At 74.5% G+C, this 13,311-nt stretch carries 9 protein-coding genes, 5 tRNA genes and 1 pseudogene; 9 read left to right on the top strand and 6 right to left on the bottom strand.

The window, feature by feature from the left end:
• Positions 1–338: 338 nt before the first annotated feature.
• The 3 genes from cobT to ACWDEN_RS10075 all read left to right on the top strand — a co-directional run bounded on the left by cobT (position 339) and on the right by ACWDEN_RS10075 (position 6,765).
• Positions 339–4,478 (top strand): nicotinate-nucleotide--dimethylbenzimidazole phosphoribosyltransferase, encoded by a 4,140-nt coding sequence (cobT, locus tag ACWDEN_RS10085; protein ID WP_450858304.1) that lies wholly within the window; start codon positions 339–341, stop codon positions 4,476–4,478.
• Positions 4,479–4,625: 147 nt separating this feature from the next.
• On the top strand, positions 4,626–5,858 hold the full coding sequence (gene cobA, locus ACWDEN_RS10080; protein ID WP_351623377.1) for a uroporphyrinogen-III C-methyltransferase: 1,233 nt from the start codon (positions 4,626–4,628) through the stop codon (positions 5,856–5,858).
• A gap of 88 nt (positions 5,859–5,946) precedes the next feature.
• The gene (locus tag ACWDEN_RS10075) at positions 5,947–6,765 is read left to right on the top strand and encodes a TrmH family RNA methyltransferase (RefSeq protein ID WP_351623378.1); all 819 of its coding nucleotides are present in this window, start codon (positions 5,947–5,949) and stop codon (positions 6,763–6,765) included.
• Positions 6,766–6,816: 51 nt separating this feature from the next.
• On the opposite strand, the gene ACWDEN_RS10070 is transcribed toward ACWDEN_RS10075, so the two are convergent.
• The gene (locus ACWDEN_RS10070) at positions 6,817–8,199 is read right to left on the bottom strand and encodes a serine/threonine-protein kinase (protein ID WP_450858301.1); all 1,383 of its coding nucleotides are present in this window, start codon (positions 8,197–8,199) and stop codon (positions 6,817–6,819) included.
• Between the two features lie 602 nt (positions 8,200–8,801).
• On the opposite strand from ACWDEN_RS10070, the gene ACWDEN_RS10065 reads away from it, so the two are divergent.
• The 3 genes from ACWDEN_RS10065 to ACWDEN_RS10055 all read left to right on the top strand — a co-directional run bounded on the left by ACWDEN_RS10065 (position 8,802) and on the right by ACWDEN_RS10055 (position 10,555).
• Positions 8,802–8,978, top strand: a complete 177-nt coding sequence (locus ACWDEN_RS10065; protein WP_351619902.1) for a hypothetical protein — start codon at positions 8,802–8,804, stop codon at positions 8,976–8,978.
• A gap of 234 nt (positions 8,979–9,212) precedes the next feature.
• Positions 9,213–10,175: an aminoglycoside phosphotransferase family protein gene (locus ACWDEN_RS10060; RefSeq protein ID WP_351619905.1), complete on the top strand. Its 963-nt coding sequence runs from the start codon at positions 9,213–9,215 to the stop codon at positions 10,173–10,175.
• Between the two features lie 80 nt (positions 10,176–10,255).
• The gene (locus ACWDEN_RS10055) at positions 10,256–10,555 is read left to right on the top strand and encodes a TFIIB-type zinc ribbon-containing protein (RefSeq protein WP_351619907.1); all 300 of its coding nucleotides are present in this window, start codon (positions 10,256–10,258) and stop codon (positions 10,553–10,555) included.
• Between the two features lie 48 nt (positions 10,556–10,603).
• Here ACWDEN_RS10055 and ACWDEN_RS10050 read toward each other — a convergent pair.
• The 5 genes from ACWDEN_RS10050 to ACWDEN_RS10030 form a co-directional block, all read right to left on the bottom strand.
• A tRNA-Val gene (locus ACWDEN_RS10050) sits at positions 10,604–10,675 on the bottom strand.
• Positions 10,676–10,704: 29 nt separating this feature from the next.
• Positions 10,705–10,776: transfer RNA gene (locus ACWDEN_RS10045), tRNA-Val, on the bottom strand.
• 47 nt (positions 10,777–10,823) lie between these two features.
• Positions 10,824–10,895 (bottom strand) — tRNA-Val (locus tag ACWDEN_RS10040).
• Position 10,896: 1 nt separating this feature from the next.
• Positions 10,897–10,970: transfer RNA gene (locus ACWDEN_RS10035), tRNA-Cys, on the bottom strand.
• 37 nt (positions 10,971–11,007) lie between these two features.
• A tRNA-Gly gene (locus ACWDEN_RS10030) sits at positions 11,008–11,080 on the bottom strand.
• A gap of 178 nt (positions 11,081–11,258) precedes the next feature.
• On the opposite strand from ACWDEN_RS10030, the gene ACWDEN_RS10025 reads away from it, so the two are divergent.
• The 3 genes and pseudogenes from ACWDEN_RS10025 to ACWDEN_RS10015 form a co-directional block, all read left to right on the top strand.
• Positions 11,259–12,314 (top strand): chorismate-binding protein, encoded by a 1,056-nt coding sequence (locus tag ACWDEN_RS10025; RefSeq protein WP_351619910.1) that lies wholly within the window; start codon positions 11,259–11,261, stop codon positions 12,312–12,314.
• Positions 12,311–13,132 (top strand): aminotransferase class IV, encoded by an 822-nt coding sequence (locus ACWDEN_RS10020; RefSeq protein ID WP_450858298.1) that lies wholly within the window; start codon positions 12,311–12,313, stop codon positions 13,130–13,132. Before ACWDEN_RS10025 ends, ACWDEN_RS10020 begins: the two co-directional genes overlap by 4 nt.
• A gap of 85 nt (positions 13,133–13,217) precedes the next feature.
• Positions 13,218–13,311, top strand: a pseudogene (locus ACWDEN_RS10015) (4-amino-4-deoxychorismate lyase); the annotation flags it as partial.

The raw sequence follows: 13,311 nt of genomic DNA, 5'->3' as shown, positions 1-13,311 counted from the left end.
GTCGTACTGCGCGCGGTAGGCTGGCCGATCGTTGTGCCACACCGGGCGGCCCGGAACTTCGTTCGCCAATGTCCGGAAAGCACGCCCGTTTTGGGGTGGGTGTGGTACTGCGGAACCGGAGGACGCGCAACGTGGCGCAGTCCACAGCGGGCTGTCGCGGATCATGCTGTCGCGACGGCGTGACGGCCGGGACAATGCCACTGAATGGCTTTGTCGCCTATTCCGGCGGGTCGTTCGTGCCGCTGGGCACGGACGCTCGTTCTTCACTACGGGCGGTCGGTGCGCCGTTCCGGGTGAGCTGGTCGTAGGAGCACTAAACCGATGGGCGAGGGGTACGCATGACCGACACCGGCCAGGTCCCGGGCGAGGGGCAGCCGGAGAGCGCAGGCATGGTGGAGCAGCCGGGCGTCTCCGCGCCCGGTGCGTACGCCTACCTCTCCGAGGCACCCGCCGAGGACGAAGACCTGCTGCTGCCGGGTGCCCAGGGCGCGTGGGGCAACGAGGTTGCGCCACCCGCTCCGGAACCGGTCGTCGAGGCCGTCCACGAGCCGGGCCCGCACGAGACGGCCGGCCGTGACAGCGGCTCCGTCGACCTCAGCGGCGTCCGCCTGCCGAACCCGGCCCCGGCGCCCATGCCGGCGTCGCCGGTCCTCTCGGCGCCGCAGGAGCAGCCGGCCGCCCCGCAGCAGCCGCGCCGTCCGCTGCACCTCGGCCCGCCGATCCCGAACGTCTCCGCCGGCCCGGTCCGCTCCCTCGCCGACCGCGGCCCGGCCGGGGCGCCGGTACGGCAGCCCGTTCCGCCCACGGCCGGTCCCGAGTACGCCGACGCCCAGCCACTGCGCGACACGGCGCCGCAGAGCGCGGCTCCCTGGGGTGCGGCGCCCGCCGCCGCGGCGGCCGAGGCCGGCGTACCGGCACCGGCCGCGGTGGCCCAGGTCGGCACCCAGGCGCCGGCTGCCGAAACGGTTGATCCGGCCGCGGCCTCGGCGGCCGCCGCCGACCCGTCCGGCGCGGCCCAGGCCGCCGTCGCCCGCCTCACGAACCAGGCGGCCGCACCGGCACCGGGCACCCCGCAGGTGGTCCACGGCCACGACGGCGTACAGCCGGTCCATGCCCACGACGGTGTGTACGCGGCTCCCGCGGGCGGGACGCCGGAAGACGTCCAGCCGCTTGTCGCGGGCCACGGGCCCGAGGGCGCCTTCGACCCTGCCGCGGCCCCGGGTCCCGAGGGCATGCCCGCGCCCGTTACCGGTCAGGGTGCCGAGGGCGCCCAGCAGTTCGCCGGCGAGGCGGGCGAGGCCGGTCAGAGCGTGGCCGGTGCGCGGCATCAGGACGCTGCGGCCGCCGTGGACGGTGCCGCCGGTGCCGGTGTGCCCGGGGTGGCGGCGGAGACCGGCCCGGCTGCCGAGGGTGCCATGGTGGTGCCCGAGGCCGAGCAGGCCGCCACCGTGGACCCCGACGCGGCAGCCGATCGGGCTGCGGCTGAGCCGCCGGCCGACGCCGCCGCCGCGCCGGAGACGGAGCCGGTGGAACCCGCCGGTCCGGGCGCGGCTCATGCGGCCCAGGTCCAGGCGGTGCCGGACGAGCCCGTGCCCGGTCAGGTGCCGGACGACGCTCGGGCGGCCACCGCCGCCGAGCCGGCCGCGCCAACCCAGCCGTCGGCTCCCGCAGGACCCGGCGAGACCTCGGAGCGGGGCGAGGGCGCGCCGGTCGCCGACGCCGGCCAGACCGCCACGCCCGCCGCGGGCACCGTCACCGCGCCGGGCGCCGCCGAGACGGCGGACTCCCTTCCCGCACAGCAGGTGCCGGGCGCGGCCCCGTTCGCCGAGGAGGCCGTCTCCGCCCAGGCCGCCGCCCCGGCACAGCCGGACCCGAACGGCCCCGTTGCCGTGGAGGCGCAGCCGGTCATGGTCGAGGGCCCGGCCGGAGTGACGGAGGGTCAGCCCTCCGCCGCCGAAGCCGTACTGGCACCCGAGCCCGGGACTGCGGCCCACGCTCCGGAGCCCGCGCAGGCAGCGGCCCCCGCACCCGCACCGACACAGGACGCCGCACCGGCAGCCGCCGCCGACGGCACCGGCGCGCAGGAGCCGCAGCCCTACCCGGCGCAGGGCCCCCAGTTGGCAGAGCCCGTCGCGGCCACCGCCGAGACCCCGGCCGAGCCCGTGCCCGGCACGGCCCAGCCCGCCGTCGTAGCGCGGCCGCAGGCTCAGGAGGAGCCGATCGCCCAGGACGCGGCCGAGCAGGTCGCCCAGGTCGCTGCCGCCGCCGGGCCGGCCCCCGTGAACGGCCTGGACGCGCCCGCAGGACCGCAGACGCAGCCCGCCGAGCCCGCCGCCGTGCCGGCCGCCGAGGGCGCCCCGGTGCCGGCCGCCGCCGAGGCCGGGGCCACGCCGGGCGACCCCACCGACGGTGCCTCCGCGCACCCCGAGACCGCCGGGCAGGCCGAGCCGCTGCCGTCCCACGTGTCGCTGCAGGGGCACCCGGCCCAGCCGCTCGGGCAGTTCGTCCAGGTCGAGGGCCAGGTGCCCACGACCCCGCACCTGGCGCCGACCCCGCCGCAGCCCCTGGTCCTCCCCACCGAGGAGGCGCAGGAGCCGGTGGCCATGGTGCCCGCGCCGCGCGAGGGCGAACCCGCACCCGCGCCGGCCCCCGATGTCGTACAGCACGCGGAGGACCTGCAGACCAGGGCCGCCGACCAGGAGGAAGAGAGTACGGCCGCCGTGGCGGAAGCACGACAGTCCACCGGCCCGGCCGCGCCCGGCTACGACGACGCCGAGCGCGAGGCCGTCCTGAAGGTCATGCGCGAGCGCCGCGACATCCGCAACGGCTTCCGCGACGACCCGATCCCGCACGAGGTGCTGCTCCGCGTCCTGGAGGCCGCCCACACGGCGCCCTCCGTGGGGCACTCGCAGCCCTGGGACTTCGTCGTCATCCGCTCCGCCGACACCCGGCGGACCATGCACGAACTGGCGATGCGTCAGCGTGAGGCCTACGCCAAGTCGCTGCCGAAGGGCCGGGCCAAGCAGTTCAAGGAACTGAAGATCGAGGCCATCCTCGACACCCCGGTCAACATCGTCGTCACCGCCGACCCCACCCGCGGCGGCCGGCACACCCTCGGCCGGCACACCCAGCCGCAGATGGCGCCGTACTCCGCCGCTCTCGCCGTCGAGAACCTCTGGCTCGCCGCCCGCGCCGAAGGCCTCGGCGTCGGCTGGGTCAGCTTCTTCGACGAGCGTGAGATGGTCCGTGCCCTCGGCCTGCCCGAGCACCTGGAGGTCATCGCCTACCTCTGCGTCGGGTATGTCGACGAATTCCCGGACGAGCCCGAGCTGATGCAGGCCGGCTGGTCCAAGCGGCGCCCCTTGTCCTGGGTGGTGCACGAGGAGACGTACGGCCGCCGCGCCCTGCCCGGAGAGGAACCCCACGACCTGCTTGCCGAGACCGTCGCACAGATCCGCCCGCTCGACGCCAAGGCCCTCGGCGAGGCCTGGGAGCGCCAGAAGCGCATGACCAAGCCGGCCGGCGCACTCGGCATGCTGGAGATCATCTCCGCGCAGTTGTCCGGGCTGTCCCGGCAGTGCCCGCCGCCGATCCCGGAGCCCGCCGCCGTCGCCATCTTCGCCGGTGACCACGGCGTGCACGCCCAGGGCGTCACCCCCTGGCCGCAGGAGGTCACCGCCCAGATGGTGGCCAACTTCCTGGGCGGGGGAGCGGTCTGCAACGCCTTCGCGAGCCAGGTCGGTGCCGAGGTCTGCGTCGTGGACGTCGGTGTCGCCGCCGACCTCCCGGCCACCCCCGGCCTGCTGCCCCGCAAGATCCGCGGCGGCACGTCCGACATGACCACCGGACCCGCGATGACCCGCGAGGAGGCCAAGGCGGCCATCGAGGTCGGCATCGAGACCGCCCGCGACCTGGTGGCGGCCGGCAACAAGGCGCTGCTCACCGGTGAGATGGGCATCGCCAACACCACGGCTTCGGCCGCCCTCATCTCGGTGTTCACGGGTGCCGACCCGGCCGAGGTGACCGGTCGCGGCACGGGCATCAACGACGAGACCCTGGCCCGCAAGACCGAGGTCGTCCGCCGCGCCCTGGAACTCCACCAGCCGGACCCGGCCGACCCGATCGGTGTCCTCGCCGCGATCGGTGGCTTCGAGCACGCGGCGCTGGTCGGCCTGCTCCTCGGCGGCGCCTCCCTGCGTACGCCGGTGATCCTGGACGGCGTCAGCGCCGGCGCCGCGGCCCTGGTCGCCCGTGCGATCGCCCCCGAGGTGCTGGCGGCCTGCATCGCGGGCCACCGCAGCGCCGAGCCCGGCCATGTGGCCGCCCTGAACAAGCTGGGCCTGCGCCCGCTGGTCGACCTCGATCTGCGCCTGGGCGAGGGCACGGGCGCGCTGCTGGCGCTTCCGCTGGTGCAGAGCACGGCGCGGGCGATGCACGAGGTGGCGACGTTCGATTCGGCGGGGGTCACCGAGAAGTAGGCGACACGGCCTGGGCGGTCCGGTGTTCAGCTGCCGGACCACCCGGTGCCCCCTGCCCTGCGCATAGCTAAAATCGCACGTCAGGGCCGCTCCGAAGGTGCAGCGCGCCCCGCGCCCCACCGCACAACTGCACGAGGAGCCGCCGCCATGGCCGAACACCCCGCCTACCCCGTAGGCCTCCGCCTCTCCGGCCGCCGCGTGGTCGTCCTCGGCGGCGGTCAGGTCGCCCAGCGCCGCCTCCCCGCACTGATCGCGGCAGGCGCGGACATCGTGCTCGTGTCCCCCGAGGCGACCCCCTCGGTCGAGGCCATGGCGGACGCGGGCGAGATCACTTGGGAGCGGCGCCCCTACACGGACGGCGACCTCGCCGACGCCTGGTACGCCCTCATCGCCACCAGCGACCCCGAGACCAACACCGCCGCCTCCGCCGAAGCGGAGCGCCACCGCGTCTGGTGCGTGCGCTCGGACGACGCCGACCAGGCCACCGCCTGGACCCCGGCCACCGGTCACAGCGAGGGCGTCACCGTCGCCGTACTGACCACGGACGCGCGCGGCCGCGACCCGCGCCACACCGCCGCCATCCGGGACGCGGTGGTGGAGGGCCTGCGCGACGGCACCCTGGTGGCGCCCCACCACCGCACCCGCACCCCCGGCGTCGCCCTGGTCGGCGGCGGCCCCGGCGACCCGGACCTGATCACGGTCCGCGGGCGCCGGCTGCTCGCCGCGGCGGACGTCGTCATCGCCGACCGGCTCGGACCGCGCGACCTGCTCGCCGAACTCCCGCCGCACGTCGAGGTGATCGACGCGGCGAAGATCCCGTACGGCCGGTTCATGGCCCAGGAGGCCATCAACAACGCGCTCATCGAGCACGCCAAGCAGGGCAAGTCGGTCGTACGGCTCAAGGGCGGCGACCCGTTCGTGTTCGGCCGGGGCATGGAGGAGGTCCAGGCGCTCTCCGAGGCCGGCATCCCCTGCACCGTCGTCCCCGGCATCTCCAGCTCGATCTCCGTGCCCGGCGCGGCCGGCATCCCGGTCACCCACCGGGGCGTGGCGCACGAGTTCACGGTCGTCAGCGGCCATGTCGCCCCCGACGACGAGCGCTCGCTGGTCGACTGGCCGTCGCTGGCGAAGCTGACCGGCACGCTCGTGATCCTGATGGGCGTCGACAAGATCGGGAAGATCGCCGAGACGCTCGTGGCGCACGGCAGGTCCCCGGACACCCCGGTCGCGCTGGTGCAGGAGGGGACGACGGCCGCGCAGCGCCGCGTCGACGCCACCCTGGCCACGGTCGCCGAGACGGTGCGGACCGAGGAGGTCAGGCCCCCGGCGGTCATCGTCATCGGCGAGGTCGTGACGGTCGGCCCGCAGCCCGCCGCCTGATCATCCACCGCTTGATCACGCGTAACCCGGGGTAACCTACCCGTTCCCAGCCGTTGGCAGCACACCCAGGACAAGGCAGTATCACCCTGTGGCCGATCTCATCACCGTCGAGGATCCCGACGACCCGCGCCTGCGCGACTACACAGGCCTGACCGACGTCGAGCTGCGCCGCAAGCGCGAACCCGCCGAGGGCCTGTTCATCGCGGAGGGCGAGAAGGTCATCCGCAGGGCCAAGGAAGCGGGCTACGAGATGCGCTCCATGCTGCTCTCGGCCAAGTGGATCGACGTCATGCGCGACGTCATCGACGAACTGCCCGCCCCGGTCTACGCCGTGAGCCCCGAACTCGCCGAGCAGGTCACCGGCTACCACGTGCACCGCGGCGCGCTCGCCTCCATGCAGCGCAAGCCGCTGCCCACGGCCGGCGAACTGCTGCGCTCCGCACGCCGGGTCGTGGTCATGGAGTCGGTCAACGACCACACCAACATCGGCGCCATCTTCCGCTCGGCCGCCGCCCTCGGCATGGACGCGGTCCTGCTGTCGCCCGACTGCGCCGACCCGCTGTACCGCCGGAGCGTCAAGGTCTCCATGGGCGCGGTGTTCTCCGTGCCGTACGCCCGGCTGGAGACCTGGCCGAAGGGGCTGGAGTCGGTCCGGGAGGCCGGCTTCACCCTGCTGGCGCTCACCCCGGACGACAAGGCCCGCACCCTGGACGAGGCCGCCCCGCACCGGATGGACCGGGTGGCCCTGATGCTGGGCGCCGAGGGCGACGGACTGTCCACCCAGGCCCTGGTCGCCGCCGACGAATGGGTCCGCATCCCGATGTCCCACGGCGTCGACTCGCTCAACGTGGGCGCGGCCGCGGCGGTCGCCTTCTACGCGGTGACCAGCGGCCGCCCGGAGGCCTGACCTTCGGCGCCTTCGCTCCGGCCCTCCCCGGCCGGGGTCCCGGAGCGCGCCTCAGCTCCCGGAAACCCGGCCCGGTGCCGACCCGTACCGGTCGGACATCGCCCCCTCGGTGTCCGCCGGCGGACGGCTCGGCTGTGCGTACCGCTGGCGCCGGCCGCCGTCGTCGCCGAGGCCGCGGGCCGGGCCCTGGCAGCCCTGGGCCACCGCGATGCCGAGCGCCACGAGCAGCGTCACCACGACGAACACGAACAGCCGCTGGCGCAGCAGCCGGGGATTGGCAGGCCGCAGCCCGGTGCCCGTCGTACGCTGCGCCGGCCGCCCGGAACCGCCCCGGGCAGCGGGACGGCTCCCGCCGCCCGAGCGCGCCGGGCCCGGCCGCGCGGAGGCGCCCGTGCCGTTGCCGCGCGAGCCGCTGCCGGTCCGCGCGGGCGCTCCGCCGCGCGACGGCGCACCGCCCCGGGCGGGCGCACCGGCGCGCGGCACCGGCGTGCCGGGGGCGGTGCGCCGCTGGGTGCGCTGCTGCTCGGGGTAGGTGTCGAGGAGCCGCCCGGTGGGCCGGTCCGCCTCCGCGGCGCGCGGTGCCGGCGGCCGTACGCCGTCCAGGCCCTGGGCCTCGCGGGCCGCGATCTCCTTGAGCCGCAGGGACAGCTGCAGCGTGCTGGGCCGGTCCTCGGGGTCCTTCGCCAGACAGGCCCGCACCAGCGGGGCGAGCGCGTCCGGTACGCCGTGCAGCTGCGCCTCCTCGTGCACCACCCGGTACAGCATCACCTCGGAACTGCCGTGCCCGAAGGGCGAGTCGCCGGTGGAGGCGTAGGCGAGGGTCGCGCCCAGGGAGAACACGTCCGTCGCCGGGGTGACGGCCGCGCCGCGCACCTGCTCGGGCGCGAGGAAACCGGGGGAGCCGACCGCCGTACCGACGTGGGTGAGCGTGGAGGCGCCGGTGGCCCAGGCGATGCCGAAGTCGATGATCCGCGGCCCCTTCGGGGACAGCAGGATGTTGGACGGCTTGAGGTCCCGGTGGACGACACCGGCCTCGTGCACCGCGACCAGGCCCTCGGAGAGCGCCGCGCCGACCGCCGCGGTGTCGGCCGCGCTCAGCGGACCCTCGTCGGCGACCTTGTCGTGCAGGGAGGGTCCGGGTACGTACTGCGTGGCGAACCAGGGCCGCTCGGCCTCCAGGTCCGCGGCGACCAGCCGGGCCGTGCAGCCGCCCCGGATCCGCCGGGCCGCCGAGACCTCACGGGCGAACCGCGAACGGAACTCCTGGTCCTCCGCCAGATCGGGCCGGATCACCTTCAGCGCGACCCGCTGCCCCTTCTTGTCGGAGCCGAGGTAGACCACACCCATCCCGCCCGCGCCGAGCCGTCGGTGAAGCCTGAACGAGCCGACGACGCGCGGGTCCTCGCGCCTCAGGCGCATCATCGCCATGTTCATCCCCGCTGCCCGGTCCCTGTGACGTGGCACAGCTTACGTTTCCACGGCCGCCTGCGCGCAGAGGCCGCGCCCTCCGGGCCGGACGGATTGTGCCGACCACCGGCACGACATGAAAGGCGGTCAGGAAGCAGGCGTGCGCGGGGCCCTTGGGGCGCCTATCCCCTCAACCGATCCTCGGCGTCCGGGTGTTGAGGTCGGGAGACGTCAGGTGGTGCCGGTTCGGGCGGCCGTCCGACACCCGCCGCGGACCGGCCGCGAACCCGGGCGCGGGACGGGCCGGGCACCTGGCGCGGCACAGGTCCCGCACCCGGCCGGAGTGATCGAAGTCACTCCTCGTGGTCGTCGGACGCTTCGGAAAAGACCGGACACAGTGGCCACCCCTTCCGGGAAGACCCCGAGACCCCGGCCCGCGTCTCCACCCAGGGGAGTACGTCCCGAGTTGTGGCTCATCCTCGGGGAGGCCCGGCAATCGATACGAGGGCATGACGCCCGGCAGCCGCCCCGCGCCTAGATTTGAGGTCAAGCGGCGGGTGCAGCACTCGTCCCCCGAGGTCAGACACCCGCCGCTGCCGAAGACAACCGACACGGTCAGGAGAGGGACCATGGCCCACACGGCACCGCGACGCCCGGCGTTCGCACCGCGCCGGACGGGCCGCCGCCACCCCCTGGTGGCGACGCTCATGGCCCTTCCCCTGGCGGCCCTGCTCCTGCTCGTCTGCGACGGCTGGGAGACGGTGGCCACACAGGCGTCGTCCGTGGGTGTGATGCTGGGGCGCTGAGCGGCGACCCCAGGCCCGGAAGAGCGGTCCGGGCGGGGACATCCATCCAGGAAACCCCGTGGGGACGGGGGTGCGGCGGACGGCACAAATGCCGGCGCAGCTGGGGAGCTGCGCCGGCATGCGCCGTTTCCGGGACGCCGTGAGCTGTGCGGCACCCCGCCGGCGCGGGCAGGCGGTCCCGCCCCCGGCCGACGCCAGTACGCTCAGGTGCCAGTCCACCCATCCGAGGCACCGTTGACCGCAGACAGCCCCGCCCTCATACCCGCACTCACCGCAAAGGCGAGAGCCGCCGTACACCCGGACACCGGCGGAGCCCCCTGCACCTGTGCGGCCGGCCCGGCCGTCCTCGCCGACCGCCCCGACGCCACCGTCGTACGGCACGCCGACACCGTCGTGAAGGCCCACGCCCCCGGTACCGACCGCGCCGAGCTGACCCGGCGCCTCGCCCTGGCCGCCCGCCTCCCGGACGTGCTGCTGCCCCCGCTCTCCCCGGCCCCCGCGGCCGTACTGGACCGCCTGGTGACCTTCTGGCCGTACGGCGCCCCCGTGGACCCCGACGACCGGGACGCGGCGCCCTGGGAGGCCGGCGCCACCCTCCTCGCCCGTCTGCACCGCACGCTCCCGCACGCCGGCCTGCCCCCGATGCGCGGCCCTGTCAAGGCCGCCCGCGCCATCGCCCGGCTGCGCTCGGTCCTGCGCGCCGAGCCCCGTCCGGCGGCCGGTGCCGTCCTCGCCGCCTGGGCCGCGCTCCCCGCCTGGGCCCGCGGCGAAGCGCCCATGCCCGGCGCGCCCGCCCTCTGTCACGGCGACCTGCACCTCGGCCAGCTCGTCCGCCACCCGGCACCGGACGGCCCCTGGCGCCTGATCGACGTCGACGACCTGGGAACCGGTGTCCCGGCCTGGGACCTCGCCCGCCCCGCCGCCTGGTACGCCTGCGGGCTCCTCTCGCCGGACGAGTGGACCCGTTTCCTCGGCGCGTACCAGCGGGCCGGCGGCCCGGCCGTGCCCGCGGCCGGCGACCCCTGGCCCGCCCTGGACGTCCCGGCCCGCGCACTGACCGTGCAGACGGCCGCCCTCGCGGTCACCAAGGCGCTCGGGGCCGGCCGTCCGCTGGACGAGGTGGAACAGGCGGTCATCGACGCATGTGCCCGAATGGCCCTGATTCCACACCAGTTGGCGCCCGAAGCCACCGACTAGGCTGCAACCGTCCTGGGCCGGACGGAGTCTGTCCTGGGGAAGCACGAAGCGGGACCGACCGGCGAGGAGTTGAGCCGACCATGCATTGTCCGAAATGCCACGCGCCGATGCACACCTACAACCGCAGCGGCGTCCAGATCGAGCAGTGCAGCGGCTGCCGCGGCATCTTCCTCGACTACGGCGAGCTGGAGGCGCTGACCCAGCTGGAGGCCCAGTGGTCCAGGCCGGTGCCTCCCGCCCCGCAGGCGTACCCGACGGCGCCCGCGCCGGCCTGGGGTGCCCCGCACGGCGGTCACCACGGCGGCCATGGACACCACGACCACCACGGACACCACGACGGCCACCACAAGAGCTGGGCGCACATGCTCTTCTCCAGCTGAGGGCACGAAGAAGCCCCCGGCCGAGTCGGCCGGGGGCTTCTTGCTGTGTGGACGATACTGGGATTGAACCAGTGACCTCTTCCGTGTCAGGGAAGCGCTCTCCCGCTGAGCTAATCGTCCGCAGGCCGTGACCCGCGAGTCACGGACAGTGCGCGATACTGGGATTGAACCAGTGACCTCTTCCGTGTCAGGGAAGCGCTCTCCCGCTGAGCTAATCGCGCGGGCGGGGATCTTCGAGAAGACCCGTGGATCCTGCGAGAAGATCCAGTGGACGATACTGGGATTGAACCAGTGACCTCTTCCGTGTCAGGGAAGCGCTCTCCCGCTGAGCTAATCGTCCTTGGAGGTGGAGACGGGATTTGAACCCGTGTAGACGGCTTTGCAGGCCGTTGCCTCGCCTCTCGGCCACTCCACCAGGAGTGTAGGGGATCGGAACGACCCCTCTTCCTTCGAGCGGACGACGAGGCTCGAACTCGCGACCTCAACCTTGGCAAGGTTGCGCTCTACCAACTGAGCTACGTCCGCCTGTCGTTTCGGTCCGCTTCCGCGTCCCGGCGACGTGTTGAACTCTAGCGGATTCCCGGGCCAGTACAAAAACGCGTTTGCGCAGCGTGCTGCGCTGCCCCCTGGGGACCCCGTGGCCGGAGCCTCCTCCGGGACACTCCCGGGCCACCTGTCGGACACCCGACCTAGACTCGACCACGTGCTGCACCACCCTTCCGGCCTCCCGCCCCTGGCCCGCTTCGGCGACCGCGTCGCCACCGGCCTCCTCGACGTGACCAGCGACCCCGCCGCCCTGGACTCCACCGGCTTCTGGGCCGTCTGCGCGGACTTCGAGGGGCGGCTGACCTGCGCCCGCTTCGCGGACGTACGCGAGGAACCGGTGCCCGTCCCGGTGCCGGGCGACTGGCGGGGCCCGGCGGTGGGGGAGTGGACCTCGTCCCTGGACCGGGCGGCGTACACGGCGGGCGTCCGCCGGATACGTGAGTACATCGCGGCCGGTGAGGTCTACCAGGCCAACCTCTGCCGCGTGCTCAGCGCGCCGGTCGCCCCGGACGCCGACGTCGACGCCCTGACCGCCCTGCTGGCCCGCGGCAACCCGGCACCGTACGCCGGGACCATCCGGCTGCCGCAGCACGGCGTGGAGATCGCCACCGCCTCACCCGAGCTGTTCCTGCGCCGGGTCGGGCGTGTCGTGGAGTCGGGGCCCATCAAGGGCACCGGACGCACGGAGGCGGACCTGCTGGAGAAGGACTACGCCGAGAACGTGATGATCGTGGACCTGGTCCGCAACGACATCGGGCGTGTCTGCGCCACCGGCAGTGTGACCGTCCCCGATCTGTGCGCCGTGGAGAAGCACCCTGGCCTGGTCCACCTGGTCTCCACGGTCCACGGCGAGCTGCGGGACGGGGCCGGCTGGCCGGACCTGCTGGCCGCCGCGTTTCCGCCCGGCTCGGTCACCGGTGCGCCCAAGTCGAGCGCCCTGCGGATCATCGAGGCGCTGGAGACCGCTCCGCGCGGGCCGTACTGCGGCGGCATCGGCTGGGTCGACGCCGACCGGGGCACCGGCGAGCTGGCCGTGGGCATCCGTACCTTCTGGATCGACCGGGAGACCGGGATGCTGCGCTTCGGCACCGGCGCCGGCATCACCTGGGGCTCGGACCCCGAAGGGGAGTGGCGGGAGACCGAGCTGAAGGCGTCCCGGCTGCTCGCGGTAGCGTCGGGGACGTACGAGGCAAGCGGAGGGGTGTTGGCATGAGGATCTGGCTGGACGGCGGGCTGCGGGACCTGGAATCCGCGCGTGTCTCCGTGTTCGACCACGGGCTGACGGTCGGCGACGGCATCTTCGAGACGGTGAAGGCGGTCCACGGCAGGCCCTTCGCCCTCACCCGGCACCTGGACCGGCTCACCCGCTCGGCCCGGGGCCTGGGCCTGCCCGACCCCGACCACGACGAGGTCCGCGAGGCCTGCGCCGCGGTCCTGGAGGCGAACCCGATGCCGCTCGGCCGGCTGCGGATCACCTACACCGGCGGCCACGGCCCGCTCGGCTCCGACCGCGGCGAGCACGGCCCGACCCTCGTGGTCGCCCTCGGCGAGACCACCCGCCGCCCGGACTCCACCGCCGTGATCACCGTCCCGTGGACCCGCAACGAGCGCGGCGCCCTCACCGGCCTGAAGACCACCTCCTACGCCGAGAACGTCGTCGCCCTCGCCCGCGCCCATGAACACGGCGCGTCGGAGGCGCTGTTCGGCAACACGGTCGGACAGCTCTGCGAGGGCACCGGGTCGAACGTCTTCGTTGTCCTCGACGGCGAGATCCACACCCCGCCGGTCGCCTCCGGCTGCCTGCCCGGCATCACCCGCGCGCTGGCCGTCGAGTGGACCGGTGCGAAGGAGACCGACCTGCCGCTGGACGTCCTGCGGCGCGCCGACGAGGTCCTCCTCACCTCGACCCTGCGCGACGTCCAGGCCGTCCACCGGGTCGACGACCGCGAGCTGCCCGGCACCCCGGGTCCGGTGACCGCCAAGGCCATGCAGATCTTCGACGAGCGGTCCGGGCAGGACCTGGACCCCTGAGCCGGGCCTGCGGGGCCCGGCGCCCGGTACCGGAAAACGGGCTGACTCGACGGCCGGCCGCGGGTAGAACACCGGTGATGACCACCACCGGGTCGACGACCGCGAGCTGCCCGGCACCCCGGGTCCGGTGACCGCCAAGGCCATGCAGATCTTCGACGAGCGGTCCGGGCAGGACCTGG

The organism is Streptomyces sp. NPDC001153, from assembly GCF_053598315.1.
Note: the sequence above shows the minus strand (reverse complement) of the source record. Positions and strands in the feature narration are given on the sequence as shown.